This is a genomic window from Paucibacter sp. KCTC 42545 (genome assembly GCF_001477625.1).
In the GTDB taxonomy this organism is placed as follows: Bacteria; Pseudomonadota; Gammaproteobacteria; order Burkholderiales; family Burkholderiaceae_C; genus Paucibacter_A.
In genome coordinates this window covers 2,714,385-2,739,065 of record NZ_CP013692.1, presented here as the reverse complement: position 1 = coordinate 2,739,065, position 24,681 = coordinate 2,714,385, and the positions used below count along the sequence as shown (strand labels likewise).

Annotated in this window: 26 protein-coding genes; 11 read left to right on the top strand and 15 right to left on the bottom strand. The window is 62.8% G+C overall.

The window, feature by feature from the left end:
• Positions 1 to 24 precede the first annotated feature (24 nt).
• Positions 25 to 516 carry a hypothetical protein gene (locus tag AT984_RS11915; protein ID WP_058720279.1) on the top strand — a complete coding sequence of 164 codons (492 nt, stop codon included), beginning with the start codon at positions 25 to 27 and terminating at the stop codon, positions 514 to 516.
• A 74-nt stretch (positions 517 to 590) separates the two neighbouring features.
• Here the strand turns inward: AT984_RS11915 and AT984_RS23965 are convergent, their stop codons facing one another.
• Positions 591 to 1,460, bottom strand: a complete 870-nt coding sequence (locus AT984_RS23965) for a C40 family peptidase (protein ID WP_442952141.1) — start codon at positions 1,458 to 1,460, stop codon at positions 591 to 593.
• Positions 1,461 to 1,742: 282 nt separating this feature from the next.
• Here AT984_RS23965 and AT984_RS11905 point away from each other — a divergent pair, with 282 nt between their 5' ends.
• Positions 1,743 to 2,171: a YidB family protein gene (locus AT984_RS11905; protein ID WP_231741408.1), complete on the top strand. Its 429-nt coding sequence runs from the start codon at positions 1,743 to 1,745 to the stop codon at positions 2,169 to 2,171.
• A gap of 75 nt (positions 2,172 to 2,246) precedes the next feature.
• Here AT984_RS11905 and AT984_RS11900 read toward each other — a convergent pair whose 3' ends face one another.
• The 4 genes from AT984_RS11900 to AT984_RS11885 form a co-directional block, all read right to left on the bottom strand.
• Positions 2,247 to 3,110: an HAD family hydrolase gene (locus tag AT984_RS11900; protein ID WP_058720277.1), complete on the bottom strand. Its 864-nt coding sequence runs from the start codon at positions 3,108 to 3,110 to the stop codon at positions 2,247 to 2,249.
• A 100-nt stretch (positions 3,111 to 3,210) separates the two neighbouring features.
• A complete protein-coding gene (locus AT984_RS11895; protein WP_058720276.1) occupies positions 3,211 to 4,983 on the bottom strand; it encodes a PhoH family protein in 1,773 nt (590 codons plus the stop codon).
• 289 nt (positions 4,984 to 5,272) lie between these two features.
• A complete protein-coding gene (locus AT984_RS11890) occupies positions 5,273 to 5,755 on the bottom strand; it encodes a peroxiredoxin (RefSeq protein WP_058720275.1) in 483 nt (160 codons plus the stop codon).
• A 174-nt stretch (positions 5,756 to 5,929) separates the two neighbouring features.
• Positions 5,930 to 6,304, bottom strand: coding sequence for an Mth938-like domain-containing protein (locus tag AT984_RS11885; RefSeq protein ID WP_058720274.1), 375 nt, complete (start codon positions 6,302 to 6,304; stop codon positions 5,930 to 5,932).
• Between the two features lie 141 nt (positions 6,305 to 6,445).
• Here AT984_RS11885 and AT984_RS11880 point away from each other — a divergent pair, with 141 nt between their 5' ends.
• The 6 genes from AT984_RS11880 to speD are packed head-to-tail and all read left to right on the top strand — an operon-like array spanning position 6,446 to position 12,369.
• Entirely contained in the window at positions 6,446 to 7,672 is a 1,227-nt protein-coding gene (locus AT984_RS11880) for a pyridoxal phosphate-dependent aminotransferase (protein ID WP_058720273.1), read from the top strand.
• A 47-nt stretch (positions 7,673 to 7,719) separates the two neighbouring features.
• Positions 7,720 to 9,033: a homoserine dehydrogenase gene (locus AT984_RS11875; protein WP_058720272.1), complete on the top strand. Its 1,314-nt coding sequence runs from the start codon at positions 7,720 to 7,722 to the stop codon at positions 9,031 to 9,033.
• 1 nt (position 9,034) lies between these two features.
• Positions 9,035 to 10,441: a threonine synthase gene (thrC, locus tag AT984_RS11870; RefSeq protein WP_058720271.1), complete on the top strand. Its 1,407-nt coding sequence runs from the start codon at positions 9,035 to 9,037 to the stop codon at positions 10,439 to 10,441.
• A gap of 28 nt (positions 10,442 to 10,469) precedes the next feature.
• Positions 10,470 to 11,702: a molybdopterin molybdotransferase MoeA gene (locus AT984_RS11865; RefSeq protein WP_082680337.1), complete on the top strand. Its 1,233-nt coding sequence runs from the start codon at positions 10,470 to 10,472 to the stop codon at positions 11,700 to 11,702.
• A 15-nt stretch (positions 11,703 to 11,717) separates the two neighbouring features.
• A complete protein-coding gene (locus AT984_RS11860) occupies positions 11,718 to 11,969 on the top strand; it encodes a MoaD/ThiS family protein (protein ID WP_058722280.1) in 252 nt (83 codons plus the stop codon).
• A 28-nt stretch (positions 11,970 to 11,997) separates the two neighbouring features.
• Positions 11,998 to 12,369, top strand: coding sequence for an adenosylmethionine decarboxylase (gene speD, locus AT984_RS11855; RefSeq protein WP_058720269.1), 372 nt, complete (start codon positions 11,998 to 12,000; stop codon positions 12,367 to 12,369).
• Between the two features lie 83 nt (positions 12,370 to 12,452).
• On the opposite strand, the gene AT984_RS11850 is transcribed toward speD, so the two are convergent.
• Positions 12,453 to 12,986, bottom strand: coding sequence for a porin family protein (locus AT984_RS11850; protein ID WP_058720268.1), 534 nt, complete (start codon positions 12,984 to 12,986; stop codon positions 12,453 to 12,455).
• Between the two features lie 139 nt (positions 12,987 to 13,125).
• On the bottom strand, positions 13,126 to 13,620 hold the full coding sequence (gene soxR, locus AT984_RS11845) for a redox-sensitive transcriptional activator SoxR (protein WP_058720267.1): 495 nt from the start codon (positions 13,618 to 13,620) through the stop codon (positions 13,126 to 13,128).
• Positions 13,621 to 13,703: 83 nt separating this feature from the next.
• On the opposite strand from soxR, the gene AT984_RS11840 reads away from it, so the two are divergent.
• Together AT984_RS11840 and AT984_RS11835 are read left to right on the top strand one after the other, a co-directional pair.
• Positions 13,704 to 14,855, top strand: a complete 1,152-nt coding sequence (locus tag AT984_RS11840) for a questin oxidase family protein (protein WP_058720266.1) — start codon at positions 13,704 to 13,706, stop codon at positions 14,853 to 14,855.
• Between the two features lie 331 nt (positions 14,856 to 15,186).
• Positions 15,187 to 16,905 (top strand): glycosyl hydrolase family 18 protein, encoded by a 1,719-nt coding sequence (locus AT984_RS11835; protein WP_058720265.1) that lies wholly within the window; start codon positions 15,187 to 15,189, stop codon positions 16,903 to 16,905.
• Positions 16,906 to 17,196: 291 nt separating this feature from the next.
• Here AT984_RS11835 and AT984_RS11830 read toward each other — a convergent pair whose 3' ends face one another.
• On the bottom strand, positions 17,197 to 17,520 hold the full coding sequence (locus AT984_RS11830) for a DMT family transporter (RefSeq protein ID WP_058720264.1): 324 nt from the start codon (positions 17,518 to 17,520) through the stop codon (positions 17,197 to 17,199).
• A 2-nt stretch (positions 17,521 to 17,522) separates the two neighbouring features.
• Complete coding sequence (locus tag AT984_RS11825; RefSeq protein ID WP_058720263.1) at positions 17,523 to 17,873, bottom strand: DMT family transporter; 351 nt, start codon at positions 17,871 to 17,873, stop codon at positions 17,523 to 17,525.
• A gap of 617 nt (positions 17,874 to 18,490) precedes the next feature.
• On the opposite strand from AT984_RS11825, the gene AT984_RS11820 reads away from it, so the two are divergent.
• Positions 18,491 to 19,000 (top strand): c-type cytochrome, encoded by a 510-nt coding sequence (locus AT984_RS11820; protein ID WP_197418058.1) that lies wholly within the window; start codon positions 18,491 to 18,493, stop codon positions 18,998 to 19,000.
• A gap of 74 nt (positions 19,001 to 19,074) precedes the next feature.
• Here AT984_RS11820 and AT984_RS11815 read toward each other — a convergent pair whose 3' ends face one another.
• The 6 genes from AT984_RS11815 to AT984_RS11790 all read right to left on the bottom strand — a co-directional run bounded on the left by AT984_RS11815 (position 19,075) and on the right by AT984_RS11790 (position 24,662).
• Entirely contained in the window at positions 19,075 to 19,539 is a 465-nt protein-coding gene (locus tag AT984_RS11815; protein ID WP_058722279.1) for an FKBP-type peptidyl-prolyl cis-trans isomerase, read from the bottom strand.
• A 140-nt stretch (positions 19,540 to 19,679) separates the two neighbouring features.
• Positions 19,680 to 21,263, bottom strand: a complete 1,584-nt coding sequence (locus AT984_RS11810; protein ID WP_156422003.1) for a flavin monoamine oxidase family protein — start codon at positions 21,261 to 21,263, stop codon at positions 19,680 to 19,682.
• Positions 21,245 to 22,855, bottom strand: a complete 1,611-nt coding sequence (locus AT984_RS11805; RefSeq protein WP_058722278.1) for a polyamine aminopropyltransferase — start codon at positions 22,853 to 22,855, stop codon at positions 21,245 to 21,247. The genes AT984_RS11810 and AT984_RS11805 overlap by 19 nt, the downstream gene beginning before the upstream one ends.
• Positions 22,856 to 22,947: 92 nt before the next feature.
• Positions 22,948 to 23,913: a PA2778 family cysteine peptidase gene (locus tag AT984_RS11800; RefSeq protein ID WP_197418056.1), complete on the bottom strand. Its 966-nt coding sequence runs from the start codon at positions 23,911 to 23,913 to the stop codon at positions 22,948 to 22,950.
• The gene (locus AT984_RS11795) at positions 23,910 to 24,308 is read right to left on the bottom strand and encodes a PA2779 family protein (RefSeq protein ID WP_058720260.1); all 399 of its coding nucleotides are present in this window, start codon (positions 24,306 to 24,308) and stop codon (positions 23,910 to 23,912) included. The genes AT984_RS11800 and AT984_RS11795 overlap by 4 nt, the downstream gene beginning before the upstream one ends.
• A 129-nt stretch (positions 24,309 to 24,437) precedes the next feature.
• On the bottom strand, positions 24,438 to 24,662 hold the full coding sequence (locus tag AT984_RS11790; RefSeq protein WP_058720259.1) for a DUF350 domain-containing protein: 225 nt from the start codon (positions 24,660 to 24,662) through the stop codon (positions 24,438 to 24,440).
• Between the last annotated feature and the right edge of the window lie 19 nt (positions 24,663 to 24,681).

The following is a 24,681-nucleotide window of genomic DNA, read 5'->3' as shown; positions in this document are numbered from 1 at the left end:
CGGTGTTCGTGATACCTTCTCCGCATGAGTACCGATATCACCGACACCGTTTTGAACCCCGAAGACACCTGGACCCAGGGCGACTTGCTCTGGCGCGATGAGCGCTGGACTGCCCAGGTCATCAAGAACGAAGACGACGAAGGCTGGGCCGTGGCCATGACCCTGGCCGGCGAACAAGAGCCGGCTCTGGTCGGCCCCTGGACCATGGGGCGCGACAAAAAGAACCCCAAGCCCTTGTCGGCCCCGGCGTTTCACACCTTGGTGAAGACCGCATCCGAAGTGCTGCGTCGCCATGAGCAGCAGCTGCATGCCCAATTACACAAAAGCCTCAAGCTCGATACCGAGCAAGGCCGCGTGCAAGTGCTCTTGGACATCGTTCCGGACGAAGACAACCCCTATGCCACCTTGAGTGCCAAGGACGCCGGGGGCGAACTGCTAGCGCAGCGCCGGGTCGAGGCGGGTTTCAAATTCAACGAGACTTCGGCGCGCAACTGGCTGGCCAGTTTGGAGCTCTGATTCGGAAGAGTGATGACGGTGCGGGCCGCTCAGGCCCGCCGCAGCGCTAGGAAGAGGGTGGGGCGCCTGAGCGCTCACTCCCCGGAGGTTTTGCCGTTGGCGGCGTTTTTCAGATCGGCGCGGCGTGCGCCGGTGAAGCGCTTGGACCAATAAGCTTCACGCATGTCCTCAACCCGAACGGCGCCGCCAACGCGAGGGGAGTGGATGAACTTGCCTTCGCCCACGTAAATGCCCACATGCGAGAAGGTACGGCGCATGGTGTTGAAGAACACCAGATCGCCGGGCTTGAGTTCTTCCTTCTTGACCTGCAAGAGGCTGGACAGCTTGGCCTGTTCGTCAGCCCGGCGCGGCAGGATCAGGCCCACGCTGGACTCAAAAATATGGCGGGTGAAGCCGCTGCAGTCAAAACCGCTTTCGGCCGTGCTGCCGCCTCGGGTGTAGCGCACGCCCAGAAAATTCATGGCCGACAAGACCATGTCGGACGCGCCGTCCCGCACCTGGTTCAAGAGCTTGTTGGACTCGCCCTGGGCTTGCGCCAGCAGGCCATGCTCTTGCAAAAATCGGCTGACCGGGTCGGCCTGCAAGGCGGCTGCATCGGCGCTGAGGATAGGCGGATTGCCCGTGCTGGTCACGGTGGGTGCGGCTGCCTGAGCGGGCGTTGTTGGTTTGACGTTGCTGCCCAAGGCGGCTGTCGCGCCAGTTGCCGCTGGCGCCGTCGACTGCGCACCGGGCTTTTGCAATTGGGCCTGGCCAAAAGCGCCGGTCATGGTGCCGGGCGGCGGGGCCTTGCTTGCGCCGCTTGCATTCTGCTGCTGCGCCCACGCGCTTTGGCCCATCGCCAGTGTCAGAACCAGGGCCGCAAGCGTGCCCAACACAAAGCGCGGCTGGCTTGGGCTGGTGCAAAGGCTGGGGGTGGAGGTCCTCGCGCGAGGGGCTGTCGTCATGGTCGACGCGCAGCTTAGGTGCGGGTGCTTGCGGGTGTCAAGCAAAGTGAAGGCAAGCTAGGGAAAGTCTGAGTCAAATCAAGGCCTTGGATGAATTCAAGCGATGGAAGGATTGGAACACATCTGCCCGCCGTGCCGTTCCGCCCGGCGCAGCCAAGAGCGGCGCTTGTGTGAACAATGCCTTGTCCCCTCATTTGTCATTCGGGCTTGGCTGCTTGTGCTGAAAATGGCCGGCGGTGAATAGCACCGGCAAATTTAGCTTTGGAGAAGCTCATGGGACTGATGGATTCATTATTGGGCGCGGCCTCACAGGCCCTGGCTGGCCAAGCCGGTCAGCAGCAAGCCGGTGGCCTTGATTTGATGGGCCTGGCCGCAGGTCTGCTGAATCAGCATGGCGGTTTGCCCGGCCTCTTGCAGCAATTGCAAAGCTCGGGCCTGATGGAACAGGTGCAGAGCTGGGTTTCCACCGGCGCCAATTTGCCGGTGTCGGGTGAACAAATCACCGCAGCGCTGGGCAGTGACAGCGTGGCCCAGATGGCCCAGCAAACCGGCTTGTCACACGGCGAGTTGGGGGCGCAATTGGCGCAGTGGCTGCCCCAGATCATCGATCATTTGACGCCCAATGGTCAGGCGCCTGCTGCCGGTTCTGCTGGCGGCGTCGATCTCGGCAATTTGGCGGGCATGTTGGGCGGCTTGCTCAAGCAAGGCTGAGCTTTCGGCTTGCCATGAAGGGCCGATGTCTCGGTCCTTCAATGTCCTCTTGCGGCGGCTAGCTTTGGGGCGCCCTCAGGGCTTGCCGCGGCCACGGCCGGCGTTTTCTTGCCATTCGGCGGCGATAAACTGCAGCACGCTGTCGCTGTGGTGTGGGCCAATCACTTGATGGGCCAGTTGCTTGACCTCGCTGATCGCGTTGGCCACCGCAATGCCGCGGTGGGCGGCGCGCATCATCTTGATGTCGTTGACATGGTCGCCGAACACCACCACCTCGCGCGCGTCCAGCCCGTAGCGTTGGGCCAGGGTCTGGATGGCCTGATCCTTGGTGGCGCGTCGGTCGTGCACGGTCAGCCAAGGCCAGCCCGGCAGATAGAGGTCTTCGGCCACATGGGTTTCGACCTGCTCGCCGCAAAGTGCTTCGATTTCGGCTTGCAGGGCCAGTAGCACCGGCTCACGGTCTACCACCACAAACGTCACCACCGGGTCGCCGAGTTCGTCTTGCAGTCGGGCAGAGTGGCGCAGGCGCGGATCGGCGTTGCGCAGGCGCTCGTCGATGAAGCGCTGCTGGCCTTCGTTCTCAGCCGCCTGGTAGAACAATTGGTCGCCCAGCGCGCCATGGGTGGAGAAGAAGGGCAGGCTGCCTTGGCGCCGAATCAGGCCGAACAACTCTTGCGCCAAGGCCGGCTCGATCGAATGCACCAACTCATGCCGGCCGCTGGCCATATCGCTGATGTAGGCGCCGTTGGACGAAATCACCGGCAAGCGCAAGGGCAGATCGCCAAGAATGCGCGCGATGGAAGACACGTGGCGCGCACTCGCCACCGTGAAGCAAAGCCCTTCGTCCAACATGCGAGCCAGGCCTGCGCGGGTGCTGGCGGAGAGCTGGGCCTGGGGGTCGAGCAGGGTGCCGTCGAGATCGGAAACGTAGAGAGTCATGGTGGTGTGACGGCGAGCGGAAGGGGCTTGAGTCGTGCAAGAAAAAAGGCGACCTTACGGTCGCCTTTGGGATTGTGCGCCAAAGCTTGGCGTAGAGTGCTTAGAGTACCTCGGAGGCGAAATCCGCCAAGCGTGAGCGTTCGCCCCGCGCCAGGGTCACATGCCCGCTGTGCGCCCAGCCCTTGAAGCGGTCCACGGCATAGGTCAGGCCCGAGCTGCCCTCGGTCAGATAGGGCGTGTCGATCTGCGCCAGATTGCCCAGGCAAACGATCTTGGTGCCGGGGCCGGCACGGGTGATCAGGGTCTTCATCTGCTTGGGCGTCAGGTTTTGTGCCTCGTCGATGATGACGTATTTGTTCAAGAAGGTGCGCCCGCGCATGAAGTTCAGGCTCTTGATCTTGATCTTGCTGCGCACCAGGTCATTGGTGGCGGCGCGGCCCCATTCGCCGGCGGCGCTGTCGCCGCGCGCCAGCACTTCCAGGTTGTCGTCCAGTGCGCCCATCCAGGGGCTCATTTTTTCTTCCTCGGTGCCGGGCAGGAAGCCGATGTCTTCGCCCACCGGCACGGTGACGCGGGTGACGATGATTTCGGAATAGCGCCGGTCATCCAGCACTTGGGATAGGCCGGCGGCCAGGGCCAGCAAGGTCTTGCCGGTGCCGGCCGTACCCGTCAGCGTGACGAAATCGCAGTCCGGATCGAGCAGCAGATTGAGGGCGAAATTCTGCTCGCGATTGCGTGCGGTGACGCCCCAGCAAGCATGCTTTTGGTTGCCGTAGTCCTTCAAGGTGCGCAGCACAGCGGTCTTGCCGGTGATCTCCAGCACCTTGGCGTAGAGCGGCGCGGCGCCTGGCGCCTCCAGATAAAGCAGCTCGTTAATCAGCAGCGAAGGCACCAGCGGGCCGCTGATGCGATAGAAGGTGATGCCGCCCTGGCTCCAGCTTTCCATGGTCTTGCCATGGCGCTCCCAGAAATCGGCCGGCAAGGCCTGCACGCCGGTGTAAAGCAGGTCGGAGTCTTCCAGGGTCTTGTCGTTGCGGTAGTCCTCAGCGGCCAGACCGAGGGCGCGCGCCTTGATGCGCATATTGATGTCTTTGGACACCAGCACCACTTCGCGGTTCGGCTCCTTGAGCTTCAGGGCTTGCACCACACCGAGGATCTGGTTGTCCGCCTTGCCTTGCGGCAGGCCGGCGGGCAGGGGGGTGTCTAGCAGCTGGGTCTGGAAGAACAGCTTGCCGCCGGCTTCGCGGTGACCGGTGTGGTCCAGCGGCAGGCCCAAGGCCATTTCCTCGACGCTGCTGCCCTGCAGGCCGGCCGCCAAGGTGTCGAGTTCGCGGCTGACCTGGCGCACATTGCGGGCCACTTCGGTCATGCCCTTTTTGTGCCCGTCCAGCTCTTCGAGCGTGATCATGGGCAGGTAGATGTCATGTTCCTCGAAGCGGAACAGGCTCATCGGGTCGTGCATCAGCACATTGGTGTCCAGCACAAAGAGCTTGGGCTCGCCGCTCTCGGCCCGTTTGCCGCTGCGCGGCTTGCGGGCCAGGGGACTGGGCTTGAGAGCAGGTGCCTGGGCGCGCGGCTTGGCTGCTGCGAAAGTGGTTTGCACGGCCGGCGCAGCTGCTGCGGTGATCTTGGGCTGGGCTGCGGGCGCTGGTGCTGCGGCGAGTGGCGCCGCCGCCTTTGCCGCTTGGGGGCTGCTGCTGGCGGGTGCCTTGGCCTGAACAGCGGCGCTGTCCGGCAGGCTGCGGGACTTGGCCGCTGGCTTGGCGGGCGGTGTCTGGCGCTGGGTGCCGGGCTTGCTCACGGCCAGAGTGTTGTCAAAAGCGGTGGGGTCAAGGCGGCTGGCGCGTTTGGTCGGGGGCTTTGGCAGTGGCATGGTGGGCTAAGGTTCAGGCTGCGTTGGCGCAACCTTGGTGGGAATACGGCGCGCAGAAAAAGCAAAAGCCGCACAGGCAGCTGTACGGCTTTGGAATTTTGGCTACACGGCGCTCGGGCATGAGCCCATTATGCACAAAGCGATGTGACGCGTTGATGCTCGCCCCTAGTGCATCGTTTGCGCATCTTTCACGCGACAGTGCGGGCTTGAAAATGAAAAAAGCCGACCCGGATTGATCCAGAATCGGCTTTTGGCTCGGCCAGTGAGGGCCGCGCGACTGAGGCTTAACTCAGGCTGCTTCCTTCTTGGTCAGCAGCTTGACTTCCTTCAGCACTTCGTCGACGTGGCCGGCGACCTTGATGCCACGCCATTCGGCGCGCAGCACGCCCGAGGGGTCGATCAGGAAGGTGGAGCGCTCGATGCCCTTGACCTTCTTGCCGTACATGATCTTGTTCTTGACCACGCCAAACATATGGCAGAGCTTCTCTTCGGTGTCGGCGATCAGCTCGAAGGGCAGCTCAAGCGTTTGCTTGAACTTCTCATGCGAAGCCATATTGTCGCGGGAGACACCCAGAACGACTGCTCCGGCCTTGACGAAGTCCTTATGGCGGTCACGGAACTGCATGGCCTCCGTTGTGCATCCTGGCGTGTTGTCCTTTGGGTAGAAGTACAACACCACGGCTTGACCTGAATAGGTATGTGGTGTGAACTTCACGCCTCCGGTGGCGAGGGCTTCAATTTCCGGGAGTGGTTTGTTGAGCGCTGGCGTCATGTGGCCTTATGGGTATGATGCGCCTGGTAGGGCATAGCCGTCCATTATACGTTGAATGGCGAGTGCCCTTGGCCGCCGCGCCCGCGCCCCCCTAGCTGAGCGTGCCGCAAGACCAACATCCTGCTTTGTGGTGCTTGACAAGGCGCGGTGAGTGCGGGAATCGCGCGCCGGCGCTTAACTTTCTATCAGAAGTGCCGCCAAAACGGCCCGGCCCTCGCTGGCCAGCACGTTGTATGTGCGACATGCGGCCGCCAGGTCCATGGTCTCCACGCCGATGCGCTGCCCGATCAAGCATTGATACAACGCCGGATTGGCGAAGCGAATGCGGCTGCCGCTGCCGAAAATCACCAGCTCAGGTTTGCAGGCCAGCATTTGCTCAAAATGCGCCGCGCTTAAATCCTCAAAGCGTTGCAGCTGCCAGGCTTGCACCTCGCCTTGCCAGGGCACCAGCAAGCTGGCGCTGTGCTGGACCTTGTTGACCCACACGCTGCGGCCATCGTGGTGCGAAATGCTGTTGCCGCCGAGCGGCTCGTCGAGTTGGAATTTCATCTGGGCTAAGCCTGGGTCAATGAGAAGCGAACGCTTGGCGCGGGAGGGCCTGCTACCCTGTGATTAAATTGTATGTTTTGCAGCGCAGCAATGCCGCTGCAGCCGCCTTCAGCCCGTGTGTCACTATCAGGAGTGCCCGCTTTGAGACCGATAGCCAAGTCCGCCAAACTAGCCAATGTCAGCTACGACATTCGGGGTCCCGTGCTGGACAAGGCGCGAGCGATGGAGGAAGAAGGCCAGAAGATCATCAAGCTGAATATCGGCAATGTGGCCGCCTTCGGCTTGGAGCCGCCTGACGAGATCGTGCAGGACATGATACGTAACCTGCCCGCCGCGGCCGGCTACACCGATTCCAAAGGCCTGTTCGCGCCCCGCAAGGCGGTGGTGCATTACTGCCAGGAAAAGCAGATCCGCGGCGTCACCATCGACGACGTCTACCTGGGCAATGGCGCGTCCGAGCTGATCCAGATGAGCATGCAGGCCTTGCTCAACGATGGCGACGAAATGCTGATCCCCAGCCCCGACTTCCCGCTCTACACCGCGGTCGTGGGCCTGAGCGGCGGCCGCCCGGTTCACTACCTCTGCGATGAACAGTCGGGCTGGACGCCGGACATCGAGGACATCCGCGCCAAGATCACCCCGCGCACCCGTGGCATCATCGTCTGCAACCCGAACAACCCGACCGGCGCGCTTTACCCGACGCAAGTCTTGCTGGACATCATCGAGCTGGCGCGCCAGCACCAGCTGATCGTCTTCGCCGACGAGATCTACGACAAGACCCTGTACGACGGCAACACCCACGTCAGCATGGCCAGCCTGGCGGACGATGTGCTGTTCGTCACCTTCAACGGCTTGTCCAAGAACTACCGCTCTTGCGGCTACCGTGCCGGCTGGATGGTGGTGTCTGGCGAGAAGCGCCATGCCCGCGACTACATCGAAGGCCTGAATATGTTGGCCAGCCTGCGTCTGTGCTCCAACACCCCGGGCCAGTTGGCGATTCAGACCGCGCTGGGCGGCTATCAAAGCATCAAGGACTTGGTGGCGCCGACCGGCCGCCTGTGCCGCCAGCGTGATTTGGCTTATGACTTGTTGACGCAGATTCCCGGCGTTAGCGTGGTGAAGCCCAAGGCCGCGCTGTATATGTTCCCGCGCCTGGACCCCAAGATTTACCCGATTCAGGATGACCAGCAATTTGCCTACGAATTGCTGGCCGAAGAGAAGGTCTTGATCGTGCAAGGCACCGGTTTCAACTGGGGCGCGCCGGATCACTTCCGCCTGGTCTTCTTGCCGGCCGTCGATGACCTGCAGGAGGCCATTGGCCGCATCGAGCGCTTCCTGGCGCATTACCGAAAACGGCACAGCGTCTGACACAAGACCCCGCAGCAACAGCATTTAGCGACGAACGAAAACACACCATGAAACCGATCAAAGTAGGCTTGTTGGGCATTGGCACCGTCGGCACGGGCACCTTCCATGTGTTGCAACGCAATCAGGCTGAGATTCGCGGCCGCGCCGGCCGTGGCATTGAAGTGAGCATGGTGTGCCGCCGCGATCTGGCCGCTGCGCGTGCCGTGGTTGGCGATAGCGATGTTGTGGTGACCGCCGACCCCTACGCCATCATCAACAACCCCGAGATCGACATCGTGGTCGAGACCATCGGCGGCTGCGGCCTGGCGCGTGAGTTGGTGCTGGCTGCGATTGCCCAGGGCAAGCATGTGGTGACGGCCAACAAGGCCTTGCTGGCCGTTCATGGCACCGAAATCTTCGAAGCCGCGCGCGCCAAAGGCGTGATGGTGGCGTTTGAAGCCGCCGTGGCCGGTGGCATCCCCATCATCAAGGCCTTGCGCGAGGGCTTGAGTGCCAATCGCATCGAGTGGATCGCCGGCATCATCAACGGCACCACCAATTTCATCCTGTCGGAAATGAAGGCCAAGGGCCTGGACTTCGATGTGGTGCTTAAAGAAGCGCAACGCTTGGGCTATGCCGAGGCCGACCCCACCTTCGACATCGAAGGCGTGGACGCGGCTCACAAGCTGACCATCATGAGCGCCATCGCGTTCGGCGTGCCGGTGCAGTTCGACAAGGCGCATGTGGAAGGCATCACGGCCCTGCAAGCGGCCGACATTCGCTACGCCGAACAACTCGGCTACAGAATCAAGCTGCTGGGCCTGACCCGCCGCCGTGAGAACGGCATTGAGCTGCGCGTGCACCCCACGCTGGTGCCCGCCAATCGCCTGATCGCGAATGTGGAAGGCGCCATGAACGCGGTGTTGGTGCAGGGCGATGCCGTGGGCACGACGCTGTACTACGGCAAGGGCGCGGGCGCTGAGCCCACGGCCTCGGCCATCGTGGCCGATCTGGTCGATGTGACCCGCCTGGCCACGGCCGACCCGGATCACCGCGTGCCGCATCTGGCCTTCCAACCCGACGCGATGAGCAATACGCCGGTGCTGGTGATGGATGATGTGATCACCGCCTACTACCTGCGCCTGCGCGTGGCCGATCAAGCTGGTGTGCTCTCACGCATCACCACCATCCTGGCTGAGCATGACATCTCCATCGACGGCATGCTGCAGCGCGAATCCGCCGATGGCGAGAAGCAGACCGACCTGATCATCCTGACCCACGAAACCGTCGAAGGCCGCATGAACAAGGCGCTGGCCCAGATGCAGGCACTGCCGACTGTGCTGGCCCCCATCGTGCGCATCCGCAAGGAAGACCTGGCCTGATATGAAGTACATCAGCACCCGCGGCGACAAGACCGAACGTAGTTTTTGCGAGATCTTGCTGGAAGGCCTGGCGCCCGATGGCGGCCTCTATCTGCCTCTGAGCTACCCCAAAGTCAGCGCTGACACGCTGACGCGCTGGCGTGGCCTGGCCTATGCCGACCTGGCCTTTGAGATTTTGTCGCTCTATATCGACGACATCCCGAGCGAAGACCTGCGCGCCATCACCCGCCGCACCTACACCGAGGCGGTGTTCGGCACGCCCGAGATCACGCCGCTGAAGCCCTTGGGGTCAGGTCTTGCCTTGCAAGCCCTGTCCAATGGCCCGACCTTGGCCTTCAAGGACATGGCTATGCAGCTGCTGGGTCAGTTGTTCGAGTACGAGCTGGGTCGGCGCGGTGAAACGCTCAACATCCTTGGCGCCACCTCGGGCGATACCGGCAGCGCAGCCGAGTACGCCATGCGCGGCAAGGCCGGCGTGAATGTGTTCATGCTCAGCCCGGCCGGCCGCATGAGCCCCTTCCAGCAGGCGCAGATGTTCAGCCTGCAAGACGCCAATATCCACAACATCGCCATCGAAGGCGTGTTTGATGATTGCCAGGACATCGTCAAGGCGGTCAGCAACGATCTGGAATTCAAGCGCAAATACAAGATCGGCACGGTCAACTCGATCAACTGGGCCCGTTTGCTGGCGCAGGTGGTCTATTACTTCGCGGGCTATTTCCAGGCCACGCAGAGCAACGACGAGAAGGTCAGCTTCACCGTGCCCTCGGGCAATTTCGGCAATGTGTGCGCGGGCCATGTGGCGCGCATGATGGGTTTGCCCATCGTCCAATTGGTGGTGGCTACCAATGAGAACGATGTGCTGGACGAGTTCTTCCGCACCGGCATCTACCGGGTGCGCAACGCGGCCGAAACGCACGAGACCTCCAGCCCGTCGATGGACATTTCCAAGGCCAGCAATTTCGAGCGCTTTGTGTTCGACCTGCTGGGCCGCAATGGCGCCTTGGTCAAGAGCTTGTTCGGTGAGGCGCTGCACACCCAGGGCCGCTTTGTGCTGAACGCTGATCAGTTCGAAGCAATCTCGCAATACGGCTTTGTCTCGGGTGCCAGCAGCCATGCGGACCGTCTGGCCACCATCCGCCAGACCTACGAAGACTTTGGCGTCATCGTTGACACCCACACGGCCGACGGCCTCAAAGTCGCACACGCCCATGCCCGGCGCGGCATCACGATGCTGGTGCTGGAAACGGCGCTGCCGGCCAAGTTCGCCGCCAGCATCAAAGAGGCCATTGGCATCGAGCCACCGCGACCCGCGGGTCTCGAGAATATCGAGGCCTTGCCCAAGCGCGTGGTGACCATGGCGGTCGATGTGGCAGCCGTGAAGGCCTTTGTTGAACAACATGTCTGAGCAGCCCCAGGCCTTCAAACGCCCGCCCATGCAAAGTCTGGATGAGGCGCTGGCGCGCCTCTTGTCCGCGGTGCAGCCCTTGGGTGAGCCGGAGAGTGTGGCCACGCAAGAGGCGCTGGGCCGGGTGCTGGCGGCCGAGGTTCGCTCGCTGCTGGATGTGCCGCCGGCCGACAACACCAGCATGGACGGCTATGCCCTGCGTGCCGCCGATGTGAGCGCCCCCGGCACACTGCTGCCGGTGACTCAGCGGGTGCCGGCCGGTGTGGTGGGTGCGGTGCTGGCCCCTGGTAGCGCGGCGCGCATCTTCACCGGTGCGCAGATTCCCATCGGCGCCGACGCGGTGGTGATGCAGGAGCAATGCGAGGCTGTGGCCGACTCGGACTCCGGCGCAGGACTGGGCCAGGTACGTGTCAACACGCTGGTGCAAAGCGGGCAGTGGATTCGCCGCCGCGGTGAGGATGTGCAAGAGGGTCAGGTCGTGCTGGCGCAGGGCGCCAGGCTCGATGCGGCGGCCCTAGGCCTGGCGGCCTCGGTCGGTGCGGCTCAGCTTTCGGTCGCGCGACGCCCGCGCGTCGCCTTGTTCTCCACCGGCGATGAACTCGTCATGCCCGGTGAGCCGCTCAAGCCCGGCGCCATCTACAACTCCAATCGCTTCACGCTGCGGGCCTTGTTGCAAGGCCTGGGCTGCGAGTTGACTGACCTAGGCATCGTGCCCGATCAGCTGGAGGCCACGAGTGCCGCCTTGCGTGCGGCCGCGGCTCAAGCGGACTTGATCATCACCTCGGGCGGCGTATCGGTCGGCGAGGAAGATCATCTGCGCCCCGCCGTGCAGGCGGAGGGCCGGCTGGACCTGTGGCAGATCGCCATCAAACCGGGCAAGCCGCTGGCCTTTGGTGAAGTGAATAAGGCCACTGGCGGCAAAGCCTGGTTCATCGGCTTGCCTGGTAATCCGGTGTCGAGCTTTGTGACCTTTTTGCTGCTGGTGCGCCCGGTAATTCTGCGTTTGCAGGGTGCTGCGAAAACAGCGCCGGTGGGTTTTGGTTTGCGGGCCGATTTTGCTTGGCCCAAGCCCGACCGCCGGCGCGAATTCTTGCGCGTGCGGGTGAATGCGCAGGGTGGCCTGGATCTATTCCAGAACCAAAGCTCTGGCGTGCTCAGTTCGGCCGTTTGGGCCGATGGCTTGGTAGACAACCCAGCGGGTCAAGCCATTGCCAAGGGTGATTGGGTGCACTTTGTGCCCCTGAATGAATTGTTGAGCTGAGCTGAAGCGATGACCATCAAGATTGAAGTGCGTTACTTCGCGGCGCTGCGTGAGCAGCTGGGTGCGGCGCAGAGCCTCGAACTGGCCCAGGCTTGCAGTGTGGGCGACTTGCGCGATCAGCTGATCGCCAGTTCCAGCCAGCATGCCCAGGCCTTGTCGCGCGCCAAAGCTCTGCGTTGCGCGCTCAACAAAAACCTGTGCGCTGAAACCGCGGTGCTGAGCGACGGTGACGAACTGGCCTTCTTCCCGCCGGTGACCGGCGGTTGATGCGCGTCCTGGCTTCAGCGCCCTAGACATGCAAGGCCTGCACCTCACTGCCGATTTGCGCGGCTGCGCGACCGAGCAGGCCTTGATGGTCGATCCGGCCGCCCTGCGTGCGCTTTGCTTGGCGGCGGTGGCCAAGGCCGGGCTGACGGCCGTGGGCGAGCTGTTTCACCGGTTTGCGCCTGCGGCTGGCGAAACGCAAACCGGCATCACCGGCGTGCTTTTGCTGGCGGAGTCGCATCTGGCGGTGCACACCTGGCCCGAGTTGGGCGGGGTCACGCTGGACGTCTATGTCTGCAATTTCGGCCAAGACAATAGCGTCTGCGCTGAAGCCTTAATGCAGCAGCTGATCAGCGCCTTTGCGCCACAGCAGCTGAGCCGGCAAGCCTTGCAGCGTGGCTAAAAGTGGCAATGGCGCATCGGCCATGAAAAAGCCCCACCGAAGCAGGGCTTTTTTCCATCCTTCAAGCCGCTAAGGGCAGGGGATTAGAAAGCGTAGTTCAGGCCCAGATTGAACTGGCTGATGCGTGCCGACAGCTTGTTGCCGCCCACTTCGAACTTGTTATTGCCCAGATCGGCGTACTCACCGCGGATGCTCAGGTTGTTGCCGAGCTGGTATTGCGCGCCGATGCCGATGACGGCGGCGTTGGAGTCGAAGGAGACCGTAGCGCCCTTGACGGCCACTTCCAGCACGTTGTGGGTCAGGCCCAGGCGTGCGTAGACCGAGAAGCCGTTTGCCAAAGGCAGGAGGCCCAGGACGGAGACTTGTGCGGCATTGGCGCGCACGGTGCCGACGTCGATGTCTTGCGAGGCCAGGCGGCGCAGCGAGCCTTCGAAGGCCACGTTGTCGTTCAGTTGGTAGCCCACCAGCGCGCCGAAGCCGGTTTGGCCATCGGACTCGCCGTCAGCCTTGAAGGTGGTGCGGCCGACGTCGGCGCCCACGTACCAGCTATTGCCAGCCGCGGAAGCGGATGCAACGGCGACGAAGGACAGGGCGGCAGCAGCGATGATTTTTTTCATTCTCAGATTTCCAGTTGTTGTCCAGGGATTTCCCTAGGGGGCGGGATCCTAACAAAGCTCTGAGGCACTTCAGCCCCAAGGCGTTGCGTTCTCCCATCACACTGGCCAAGGTGAAAAATTCCTTTGCTGCCGATCATCCTCAGTCCGGCTTGGCTTGCTCGGCCATCACAGCGCTAGCCTTATCCCCCAGCAGGTAACGGGCCCCACTGCCATATTGGGCCGCGCCATCATTGGGGTTGTAGAGCGCGCACTTTTTCAGTGACAAGCAGCCGCAGCCAATGCAGGCGCTGAGTTGATCGCGCAACTGGGTCAGCGCCTGAATTTTTTGATCGAGCAGGGGGCGCCAGGAGCGGGAGAGGCGTTCCCAATCGGCCGGTGTGGGCGTGCGGCCGTCCGGCAGGCTGGCCAGCGCAGCCTTGATCTGCTCCAGGCTCAAGCCCACGGTTTGGGCTGCGCGGATGAAGGCTACCCGCCGCAAGTCGCTGCGCCGGTAGTGGCGCCGGCCCGCGGCATTGCGCAAGCTGCCCAGCAAACCTTGCTGTTCGTAAAAGCGCAAGGCGCTGGCGGCCAAGCCGCTGCGCTTGGCCAACTCACCGATGGGCATATTGGGATCTTCAGTGGCTTTGGCTGGCATCGCGCGAATGAAGTGCTTGACTTCAAGTTAACTTGAACTTTCAGTATAGGCGTCTGTCTCGCAAATGAAGAAAGGACTCTGAGATGCAAACCCAGCTTGATGACGCCAAGGTTCTGACCCATCCCCCCACCGCAGCCACCGCAGCCACCGCAGCAGCTTCCTCGGCAAGCGCAAGCCCAGCCACAAGCGACCAGGGCGGCGACGCCACGAGCGCAAGCTCTACCCGCGCCGAATTGGCGGATGTGCATGAGTTGCTGGCACAAGGCCTGAGCTATCCGCCCGAATACCGTGATCAGCTGGCCAACCACCTGCCGATGGCCTTGCATGCCTTGTTCGAGCTGGGCGCCAGTCCGCAGCAGCTGCGTGCGTTTGAGTCGGGCTATGCGCGCCGCTTCGAGGGCCTTGCCCGCCCCGAGCCGGCACCTGCAGCCGCCGATTGGCTGGCTTTGCGCGGGCAAATGAGCGCCTATGCGCCTTTGCGGGCGTTCTTCGAGACTGCGCTGGCGCAGGAGGGGCGAGATGCCTTGCTGCGCCGCGTCTTGCCTGAGCTGATGGATGCAGGCCTGGCGACCGCCGCCTTTCATGGCCTGATTCGCACGGCGCACGCCATCCAGGCGGGGTATGAGCCCGAACTGGCGTCCGCCTTGGCTTACTGGGCCTCGCGTTGGCAGGCTTTGCCGGCGCCACGCCTTGTTGCTGAGCCACCGAGCTTGGCTTTGCCGGATTGGGTCGCCGAGTTGGCCGCCCGCGCGCAGGGCTGGCGCAGCGAAGCGCCGCTGATCCAACTGCGCATGATGGAGGCCAGCGCCACGCCCACCTATCAGCTGCTTGCCGACGCCTTGGCGCCGGCCGCTGATGCGCCGACGCGCGTGGCCGAACTGGCGCAACTGGCACTTGAGATCTATATGCAAACGCGCAACTTCACCGTGCTGCACATGATCACGGGTCTGCGCGCCCTGCGAGTTGTGCTGCCCTGGCTGGCCCAGCCCGAACAGGTGCAACTGCAGCTGGCGCGGGCACTCACGGCCGCCTACCTGGCGGGCCGCGTCACGCCGCTGGCCCGGCGGCCGGCCGCGCTGCCGCAAAGCTGGCCCGAGGTGCTGGCGCTGGCCAGGGCCTCGGATGACGACCATCTGATCAAGCTGGCCCATGCCTGCCAAGACGAGGCCAGGGCTTACGGTGAGCCGCGCTACTTGCAAGCGGCTGCCCTCGCTGTGGCGATGGCGTCCTACTAGGCGCTTGGTTCAAGCCCAAGCGGCCGCTTGCAACACCTCCTCAAGGCGGCCGCCAAAGGCGCGCTGTGCGTCTGGGCGCAGGGTATATCCAGCATCTTTTTCCAGTGTTTTGAGGCGACCCGAATTTGCAACTGAACTCTTACAGGTATTACCAAATGTAAAAGGTGGAATTTAAGTGGTATTGCCGGTTGATCTGGGTACCTGTCTTGCGGCATATTTCGGGTCGGAGGGCGAATAGCGGAATTTTCTGCTGCATAGAAATTTGCCTGCATACAGAAGTATTTTCAAAGCCTCTCAAAACCACTTTGGAATAGATAAATAGAAGCAAGCCATGAATAAATTGTCCCTTATTGCCCTTGCCGTGCTGGCAAATTCGGCCTTCGCCCTCAGCCCCGCCTGGAAGCCCGATACTTTTTACGCGGCCGGCGCCGTGGTGTCTTATCAAAACAATGAATACCGGGCGCTGGTCAATCAGGTTGACTATCTCAGCACCGGCTGGAACCCCAGCAATACCGCATTGTGGGTTCTCGTCAGTGCCGGCGGCGGCGGCAACCCAGCGCCCGCACCCAGCCCTGCGCCGGCACCTAGCCCCGCGCCAGCACCTACGCCAACACCGCCGGCCCCCGGTGGTTCGGGAGGCACCTGCGCTTTGCTTTGGGATGCCAATCAAGTCTATCTGGGCGGGCAAACCGTCAGCCTTAACGGCGTGAGCTACAAGGCCAATTGGTGGACGCGCGGCGATAGCCCCGTAACAGCCAGCGGCCCCGCCGGCAGCGGCAAACCCTGGACCACGCTGGGTGCTTGCTCGGGCAGTGCGCCTGCGCCTTCGCCCGCGCCTTCACCCGCCCCTACGCCCGCACCGTCGCCGGCGCCCACACCTGCACCTTCGCCCGCCCCGACGCCAGCACCAGCGCCCGCACCTACACCCAGCGGCAAGCTGCCCGCTGAGGCCTTGAGCGCCAATGCCACCGGCCGGGTCTATGTGGGTTACTACCCGAGCTGGAGCGATAACTGGTTTGATGCCAGCGGGAAAACGGCGGCCGAGGTCTATGCCGCCAGCAAATTCGCCCGCATCCCCGCCAATTACAGCCACGTCATGATTTCCTTTGCCGATCCCAGCTTCAGCTGGGCTGGCCTCAGTAGCAATACCTGGTCTGGCACCGGTATTAACTTCAATGGCCGGCCTTCAGATATCAAGGCGGCAATTGATATCTTGCATCAGCGCAATATCAAGGTGATTTTGGCTGTGGGCGGTGCCACCTACGGCAACTGGGCGGCGTTGGCGGCTGAAGGTCAAGCCGGTAAGGGCACCATCATCAACTCGCTGGCGCAAATCATGCGGGACCTGAACCTTGACGGCCTGGACGTTGACTACGAGCTGGACAACAACGTCGACCAATACGCCAACGCCACCAAGGCCATGCGCAAGGCGGTGGACTTGGCCGGTAACGGCCGAATCCTCAGCGCCGCGGGCTGGTCCACCGGCGCGGATTGCACAGCAGTCACCAGCGCACAAGCCAGCTGCCTGGGTCGCCTGTCCTACTGGGGCGGCAATGCCGGCCGTGAGCGCCAACTGGCCGCCCTCTACCCTGCAGTGGCGCAGGGCTTGGACATGGTCAACGTGATGTCCTACGACGCCCGTTTTGAGAACTACGACGGTGTGACCGCTTGGAACGATTACCGCGGCTTGTTCTCGTCCAAGACCATTGTGTCTATCGGGCTGGAGTCCTCACCCGAAGGCTGGGCCGGCGGCAACTTGGTGGTCAATGACGTTGATGCCCAGTGCACTGGCTCGCGTAACCTCAAGACGCAATACGGCGCGCAGCTGAACCTGCCTTACTCGGTGGAGCGCTACAGCAATGCCGTCGTGAAGAGCCAGCACCCCAACCGCAACCCGCGGGACGGCGCCATGCTGTGGAGCATCTTGAAGACCGCCAATGGCAGCTGTGGCAGCGCCGCGCTGGCCTCGCCGGGCGGCATCGGCAAGCGCGTGTCTGAAATCTTCGGCCAAGGCAATGACCCGCTGCTGCAGCGTGCCGAATGGAAGTGATGGATTGATTGACTGACCGATTGATTCATCGATCGATTGACGCTGCGTGACTTGCGCCGGGCGCTCCAGAGATGGGCGCCCGGCGCATTTGCTTTCTAGCGAAGGGGAGGCGGGGGGTTGAGCAGCCGGATTTGCGGCAACTCGCGCATATTCCAAGGGCTGGACTGTCGATGACATGCGAGCCCTTGATTCAATCAGTTCAAAGGTGCGGTGACTGCTCCGCGCCCCTTGAGGAAAAGTTGCTGCCAAGCCGAGCCCAGATCTTGCCGGGGCAGAAGGCGCGATGCCTTCTTACTCGACCAAGCTCAGGACCAACACCGCCGCAATAACCAGCGCAATGCCCAGCCAAGCAATCGGCTTGAGTCGGTGGCCGAATAGCAGTCGGCCACAGATGGCTGTACCCAAAATGCCGATTGAGCCCCACATCGCATAGGCCACGGCGAGATCGATGCTCTTTATGGCTTGGCCCAGCATCAGGAACGCCAGCCAAAGCATGGCAATGGCGCCGAAACCCCAGGCACGGTTTTTAAAACCATTGGATTTCTCAAGCATCATATTGGCGACAATATCGCTACAGGCCGAACCCATAATAAAAATAATTGGCATCGTCTGCATAATCAAGACTCCTCGCCGAGTGCTACGCACACGATGCCCATCATGACTAATGCAAGTCCAAGCAGCTCAGTGCCCGACAAGTCTTCCTTGAACACCAGCACACTCACCAGCGAAAGCGAGGCAAGTCCGATGCCTTCCCACACGGCATAAGCAATGCCGATCGAGATTTGTCCAATGGCTTGCGATAGCAAGTAGTAGGACGCCGCCAAGGCCGCGGCCATCAACAAATAACCCTGGAAACTATCACCGCGCGAAGCATTCGCCATCAGGGTGGTGCCAGCGACTTCGGCAGCAATGGCTGACAACAAAAACAGCCACGCAACGATCAGATTCCTGTTCTTAAAACTAAGCATAAGTTCACCTATAGTTTATTCCTTTGAAAATAAAGTTTTGATATTTTACCACAAGGTATTAACTTTATAAAATAGATGAATTTCTTTGTTGTTTAGCTTGTGTAATTTGATTGTTGAGTTTTTGTGTTTGAAGAATATTATTGACGGGTGTAATTGTATTTAATGGATATTCGGCGCATCGCAAGGGACTGAAGTACGCCTGAAAATGAGGTTTAACCGACGTATTACTTCTGTCGGGGCAGTTATATACATTGCCAAGCAATAAGGCCAATCAAAGGCGTGAAAGGCCGATCTTGCTCTTACCCGCCAAACCTCAATGCTCTGCAACCCCTGCGGGCATCAAGCAGATAGGCCGATCAGTGCTGTGCGCGGCACGAAGAAAACGGCCGGGAGTGGAGGCAACGATGGGCTGCTTCCCTCAGGTCTGATCATGAGGGACAGCAAGAGCAGTGAAGCGGCAAAGCCGGCTTCATTCAGCCTCGAGCCATTGCAAGCTCTTCCGCATACCCAATTTGACGATTAGGCCCAAGCCAATGGCCAGCATGATCTTGATCAATTCCAAGCCGCGTGCGCGGGCCACAATGACTGCACGCCATAGCAAGCAGGAGGCCGACGAGATGAGTGCACCACAAGCCGCCCATTCCTTCTTCAATCACCGTGTACCAGCGGGTCGTCGCACGCTTTGCGGCGCGGCCGTGCTGAGCACGCTATTGGCCTTGCTACTCAGCGGCTGCGCGGTCGAGTTTCAAAACAAGCAGGGCGCCAAAGAGATTGCCGAGGCGGCCAAGTTGCCGGGTTCGGTAGCTACCGGCTGGCGCGTGTTTCAAGAGAACTGCGCGGCCTGCCATGGCGCTGCCGCCACCGGCACGGTCAAGGCCCCCGATCTGCTACCGCGTGTGCGTGAGATGGGTTCCGACCGCTTTACCAATTTGGTGCTGAAGCGCTATGACTGGTCCGCGTCCCAGGCTGGTGGCAATTCGGCAGGATTGAGCACCCGCCCGGTCGGCCAAGCCGTGATGCCGGCCTGGCAAAGTGACCCGGTGGTGAACGCCCATATCGTCGACCTGTACGCTTACCTCAGCGCACGCTCGGAAGGCCGACAAGGGCCGGGGCAGCCGCTGCGTTAGCAAGCCTGAGGGCTTGCCGGGCTTTTTGGTCGGCCAGCTCTTGTCTTCAGCCACCGCAGGGCATTGCGCCTGCGTCAGGGCGCCACGATGCCCAGCAATTCCACCTCAAAGACCAGCGGGGTGTTGGGTGGAATCTCGCCGCCACCGGCGCCGCGCTCGCCATAAGCCAGGTTCGAGGGGCAATGCAGCAGGGCCTTGCCGCCGACCTGCATCAGCTGCACGCCTTCGGTCCAGCATTTGATGACGCGGGACAGCGGGAATTCCGCCGGCGTGCCGCGCTTCAGGGAACTGTCGAACTCGCGGCCGTCCAAGAAGCGGCCGACATAGTGCACCCGCACCTTGTCAGCGGCGGTCGGGTGCGCGCCCGTACCCACCTTCAGGGGCTCGTAGCGGATGCCCGAGGCAGTGGTCAGCGCCTGCGCCGCACCCGCCGCACCCGACGGGGCGGCCGATGGGCTGCTTGCGGCATGGGTCGGGGCTGATGCAGGCGCTGCGGCGGCTTTGGCCGTGTTCTTGGCTGCGGCAGCTGGTTCAAGCACAGCAAAGCCGCCGAGCGTCAAGGCCAGGGTGACGATAAGACTTGTCTTGGTCATGGAGATTGCGTTGAGAACAAAACGCCATCATCGCAGCCTAGAGGCAGGCCTTTGCCATCACCGCCGGTGCCGCTGATGGCGGCGCGTCACCGGTGTTTGCCGGCGATCATTGCGGCCACCTCCACGCCGCGCGTGTAGGCCTCTTCGAAGACCGAATAGCCTGCCAGATCGCTGTGTGCAAAGTGCAGCCGGCCTTGCGGGCGGCGCAAGGCCGCCAGGCTGCTGGCGCCGCGCAGGCCCGGCACGGGGATGCTCATCGCATGGCCCCAGCGCATCAGATCGGCGCGCAGCAGCTGCCCGGGCAGATCGGGGTGGACATGGCTGAGCTCCGCCAGCACCAGGCCCAGCCAGGGCCGCCAGTCGGCTTGCAGCAGCTCCGCCCGGCGCGCTTGCGGCAGGGCCCAGTAGGCCGTCAGCACGGTGGCGCCGCTCTGCGGCGACAGGCTTTGGTGCATGGCATCGACATAGCCCAGGGCCTGGCCGCCGTAGACCACATTGTCCCAAGATGGCGGCGCGCCAACGCGTTGCAGCAAGGGCGCGCCGATGTGCAGATTGGCTACCAGCCAAGGCGCATAACGCGAGACTTGGGCGGCAGCGCGCAGCGGCGCCAGCGCGCCAGCAAGCAGCCGGTTGGCGATGAAGAGCGGCGTGGCCAGTACTACTTGCCTGGCTTCCCACACCTCGGGGCTTTGTGTGGCTTCGTTCCAGGCCTGCACCTGAACCTGATGTTTGTCGGGGCTGATGCGCAGCACCGTGCGGCCGCTGTGCAATTGAGCCTGCAGGCCGGCGCTCATGGCCTCGGTCAGGTAGCTGTTGCCTTGCGGCCAGGTCAGCACCGGCTCGCGCTCTTGGGCGCTATCACCAGGCGGGTGAAAGCCGTGGCGGCTGGCGAAATAGTGCAGGCCGGCCCAGGCGGACACAGTGGCCAGGCCGGCGCCAAAGTCGTCGCGACAGCAGTAGTCCAGATACCAAAGCAGCTGAGCGTCGTCCAGGCCTTGGCTGCGCAGCCAGGTGGCGAAGGTCTGTCCGTCCAACTCGGCGTGCTTTGGTGTCCAGCCCGCGCGGTGGCTGGGGATGGTGAAGCGCAGCTGGCGTTGCACGGCGTCCACCGCCGCCTCGAATCGCTGGTATTGCTCGCGCGTGCCGGGTGTGAGCGCGGGTGGCAGCAAACCCTCATGCCATTGGCCTTGAAAGAACAAGCGCTCTTGCGGGCTGTGGCAAAGATGGCGCTCCTCGTAAACCGGGCGGCCGAGCACTTGCCGCACCAGGCCCAGTTCTTCCAGCAGTTGGTAGACCTCTGGGCTGTCTCGGCCCGGCACGGGCAAGTAATGCGCGCCCAAGGGGCAAGCCATGCCGCCCATCTGATGGCCGCGGCTATTGCCTCCAGCGCGGTCCTCCAGTTCCAGCAGCACCACATCGTCATGCCTAGTACTCACCAAGGCGCGGGCGCAGGCAAGACCTGACACCCCGCCGCCGATGATGAGGGTCTGGCAGCGCTTGACGGGAGCGGCGGTGAAATCGGGCAGGGCCGTGCGCAGACGATGACCGCGTGCGGCCGAGGCGCCGACCCAGCCGCCGGCCACTTCAGGCGAGGGGGCTTGGCAGGCGCCGAGTAGCGCCGTGCCGGCGCCTAGGATGAGGCTGCGGCGCTTCAATGCACCTTGCCCCACTCGGCTTCGAACTCATGCACCAGGGCCTGGTTCGACAAGCGGTTCACGTCCGTGGGCAACCTTGCCATATCGGGCGGAAAGTTCATCAGCGCCGGCAGCCCCGCCAGGTTCAGAAAACGCAGGCTGTTGGGCAACGCGCGCGGCGGCGCAAAAGGCCGGCGTGCGGCGAGCACAAAGCCCCATTCGCCAAAGCTAGGTACATGGGCGTGGTAGGGCGTGGTGCTGAAACCCACCGCCTCCAGCGTGTTCACCACGGTCCAGAAGCTGCGCCGCGCAATCAGCGGCGAGGTGGTTTGTACGACGGCATAGCCGCCGGCGCTGAGGTGCTGGTCCACCAATTGGTAAAAGCTGGTGGTGTAGAGCTTGCCCAGGGCGAAATTGCTGGGGTCGGGGAAGTCGATGACGATGACGTCGAAGATCAGCGCCGGGTTTTGCTCCAGCCAGCCAAAGGCATCGGCGTTCACGATTTTCAGCTTGGGGCTCAAGAGCGCATCCGCATTGAGCTGGCGCAGCAAGGGCAGGGTGGCGAAGAGCTGGGTCATATGTGGGTCCAGCTCCACCAGGGTGACGCTTTCCACCGAGGGGTAGCGCAGCACCTCGCGCACGGCCATGCCATCACCACCGCCCAGCACCAGCACCTTCTTGGGCGCGCCGTGGCCGGCCATGGCTGGGTGCACTAACGCTTCGTGATAGCGGTACTCGTCTTTGGAGTGGAACTGCAGATTGCCGTTCAGAAACAGGCGCACGCCGCCATTGCCGGCGGTAACGACGACGCGCTGATAGTCCGAGCTTTCGCGCACGATGATGTGTTCGCCGTAGAAGCGGTCTTCGGCCCAGCTGCTCAAGCGGTCGGCGCCGAGCATGGCGGCGCTGAGCAGCAGCAAGCTCAGGCCACAAGCCCAGGCGTGGCTTTTGAAGGCGCGCAGCTCATGGCGAAACAGCAGCAGCGCCCACGCCGCCACCAGCACATTGAGCAGGCCAAAGAACAAGCCGGTGCGCACCAGGCCCAGATGCGGCACCAGCAGTAGTGGGAATGCCAGTGCCACCACCAGGGCGCCGAGGTAGTCAAAGGTCAGCACTTGCGAGACCAGATCGCGCAAGGCATAGCGCTGGCTGAAGTGCTTCTTCAGTATGCGCATCACCAGTGGAATTTCTAGCCCCACCAACGCGCCCACCAGCAGCACCAGGCTGTATAGCAGGATGCGAAATCCGGCTTGCTGGCCGGGCGGCAGCAAGCTGTGGGCCGCGAACAAGGCGGCCGGCATCAGCCCGCCGATCACACCCACCAGCAACTCAATCTTGAGGAATTGCGCGATGAGTTGGCGCTCCACAAAACGGCTCAGCCAGGAGCCAATGCCCATGGCAAAGAGGTAGGTGCCGATGATGGTGGAGAACTGCAGGATGGAGTCGCCGAGCAAGTAACTGGCCAGCGCACCGGCCGTCAACTCGTACACGAGACCGCAGGCGGCGATGACGAAAACGCTGGCGAGCAGCAGCAGCTCCGGCAGAGAGATCGAGCCGCCCGGCGGCTGAGAAATACCCGCGTGTACGGGTGAATCGGCGGATGGCAAGGGGGCGGCGGGGCGAGTCATGGGCGCAAGGTTACTGCATGGCTGCGCGGGCGCCGGCTCGGCGGCCACTTGGGCTTCATCCACTGCCACTCAGTCGGGCTGTGACGCGCCCCTCAGGGCTCAGCGTTCAAGAGGCGCTGCAAGTCCTGGTAGCGGCTCAGCAACGGGCCGCCAAGGGCCACGGCCCGTGTGATGGCCTCGCGTGCAGCAGGCTTTTGCCCTCGTTCCATCAAGACCTGAGCCAGGTTGTTCCAGGCCAGTGCCGCTTGTGGATGAACTCGGGTTGCGCGGCGAAAGGCGGCCTCGGCGGCGGCCAGGTCGCCGCTGGCATAGGCGCTGTTGCCCGCGCCCATCATCAACAGCAAGTCATCCGGCCAGCGCTGCAGGGCGCGGGCATAGGCGGGTCTTGCGGCTGCCGGGTTCAGGCGTTCCAGCGCAGCGATGGCCGGGCCAAAGCTGGCGGCCTGGGCGGTGGCGGGGAGCTGATCGGCGGGCAGGGCCAGCATGGCCCAATGCGCGCCGCGCGCCCAGGTGCGCTCGAAGGCGGAGAGCGACATTTCCAGCTGGGACCTCACACCGGAGTGCAAGGTGACGGTGTTGCGTTCGCGGTCGTAGCCGATCAACACGGCGTAGTGCCAAACCGGATAGACGGGCAAGGACAGGTTTTGAAACACCAGCACTGGGTGGCCAGCGGCCACTTCGGCCAGCACCGCATCCAGGCGCGGCGGCACGAGGTAAGCCGGCAAGCCCTGGCGGCGCGCGGCCACCAGCATCTCAAGCTGGAGCGAGCCCTGACGGCCGGGTAGGTAAACCTGAGGTTTGAGTTGCTCGGCCGAGACGGTCATGCCGGCGGACTGCAGCAGCATGGCCAGAGCGGCGGGGCCGCATTCGAATTCTTCTTGCGCGATGAAGGGCGTGTCGGCCAGCAGGACCTGTGCAGGCAGCTCGGCCGGCCATTGCGCTTGCAACTCGCGCACCGGTGTGGCCACACAGCCGCTGAGCAGCAGCACAGCCGAGGCGCCAGCAAGAACAAAGCCCGCCAAGGCGGGCTTGTTGTGCTTGGACTTGCTTGGGTTCACCGCACCGAGCGGGTGAAGGGGAAGACCTTGGTCAGGCCCAGAATGTCGGTGACCAGCAAGATGATGAAGATGGTGAAGATCAGGCCCAGGACTTCGCCGCCGGCGGGGGCTTGGGCAATGCGGCCGTCCAGTTGGGCCACTTCGGCGTCGCTCATGGCATTGACGCGTTCTTGTGCGGCCTGGGCATCCACGCCTTGGCCGACCAGGGCGCGCTGCACATCGCTGCGCTCAAAAAACGCTTGCACGCGCTCGCGGGCGCTGCCTGTGATGGCCGAATCAGCGGGGGCGAGCAAGGCCTCGGTGGGGATGATGTCTGCGTGGGCGCGCATCGGCACGCTCATCAGCGTGCAGGAAACCACCAAGGTGGAAGCGATAAGGCGTTGGATCGTGGACATGATTATTGGCGTCAGGAGAGCGAGGGTCGCCGAGTGTAGGCGTCACAGGGCTGCGCCACCGAGCAGCCTTACAAACTGATGCACTCTGCCCATGGCTCACCGACCAAGCCAGGCCCGGGCGGCGCCACGTCAGCCGTGAATCGCCGCCGCCACAATCTGCCCGATTGAGATGCACATGGCTGCCACCACGATGGCTAGGGCCACGTTCTTGCGCTCGACGATTTCCTCCCACAGCTTGTAGGGGGTGAGCTTGTCGATGATGATGAAGCTGATCCAGAACACCAGCACGCCGATCAGGGCGTAGAGGATGGAGCCCAGCACGATGGCTGGCTTGAGCCATTCGAAACCTGTCATTTTGAAATCTCCTTGCGAT

Bases quoted from the DNA above. Each gene is read 5' to 3' on its own strand.
- AT984_RS11885 (WP_058720274.1), bottom strand. From the start codon at position 6,304: ATGAAATTCCAACTCGACGAGCCGCTCGGCGGCAACAGCATTTCGCAC.
- AT984_RS23965 (WP_442952141.1), bottom strand. From the start codon at position 1,460: ATGACGACAGCCCCTCGCGCGAGGACCTCCACCCCCAGCCTTTGCACC.
- AT984_RS11840 (WP_058720266.1), top strand. From the start codon at position 13,704: ATGCAAACCCAGCTTGATGACGCCAAGGTTCTGACCCATCCCCCCACC.
- soxR (WP_058720267.1), bottom strand. From the start codon at position 13,620: ATGCCAGCCAAAGCCACTGAAGATCCCAATATGCCCATCGGTGAGTTG.
- thrC (WP_058720271.1), top strand. From the start codon at position 9,035: ATGAAGTACATCAGCACCCGCGGCGACAAGACCGAACGTAGTTTTTGC.
- AT984_RS11820 (WP_197418058.1), top strand. From the start codon at position 18,491: ATGAGTGCACCACAAGCCGCCCATTCCTTCTTCAATCACCGTGTACCA.
- AT984_RS11835 (WP_058720265.1), top strand. From the start codon at position 15,187: ATGAATAAATTGTCCCTTATTGCCCTTGCCGTGCTGGCAAATTCGGCC.
- AT984_RS11875 (WP_058720272.1), top strand. From the start codon at position 7,720: ATGAAACCGATCAAAGTAGGCTTGTTGGGCATTGGCACCGTCGGCACG.
- AT984_RS11790 (WP_058720259.1), bottom strand. From the start codon at position 24,662: ATGACAGGTTTCGAATGGCTCAAGCCAGCCATCGTGCTGGGCTCCATC.
- speD (WP_058720269.1), top strand. From the start codon at position 11,998: ATGCAAGGCCTGCACCTCACTGCCGATTTGCGCGGCTGCGCGACCGAG.
- AT984_RS11865 (WP_082680337.1), top strand. From the start codon at position 10,470: ATGCAAAGTCTGGATGAGGCGCTGGCGCGCCTCTTGTCCGCGGTGCAG.
- AT984_RS11830 (WP_058720264.1), bottom strand. From the start codon at position 17,520: ATGCAGACGATGCCAATTATTTTTATTATGGGTTCGGCCTGTAGCGAT.
- AT984_RS11795 (WP_058720260.1), bottom strand. From the start codon at position 24,308: ATGTCCACGATCCAACGCCTTATCGCTTCCACCTTGGTGGTTTCCTGC.
- AT984_RS11900 (WP_058720277.1), bottom strand. From the start codon at position 3,110: ATGACTCTCTACGTTTCCGATCTCGACGGCACCCTGCTCGACCCCCAG.
- AT984_RS11895 (WP_058720276.1), bottom strand. From the start codon at position 4,983: ATGCCACTGCCAAAGCCCCCGACCAAACGCGCCAGCCGCCTTGACCCC.
- AT984_RS11915 (WP_058720279.1), top strand. From the start codon at position 25: ATGAGTACCGATATCACCGACACCGTTTTGAACCCCGAAGACACCTGG.
- AT984_RS11805 (WP_058722278.1), bottom strand. From the start codon at position 22,855: ATGACTCGCCCCGCCGCCCCCTTGCCATCCGCCGATTCACCCGTACAC.
- AT984_RS11890 (WP_058720275.1), bottom strand. From the start codon at position 5,755: ATGACGCCAGCGCTCAACAAACCACTCCCGGAAATTGAAGCCCTCGCC.
- AT984_RS11825 (WP_058720263.1), bottom strand. From the start codon at position 17,873: ATGCTTAGTTTTAAGAACAGGAATCTGATCGTTGCGTGGCTGTTTTTG.
- AT984_RS11905 (WP_231741408.1), top strand. From the start codon at position 1,743: ATGGATTCATTATTGGGCGCGGCCTCACAGGCCCTGGCTGGCCAAGCC.
- AT984_RS11850 (WP_058720268.1), bottom strand. From the start codon at position 12,986: ATGAAAAAAATCATCGCTGCTGCCGCCCTGTCCTTCGTCGCCGTTGCA.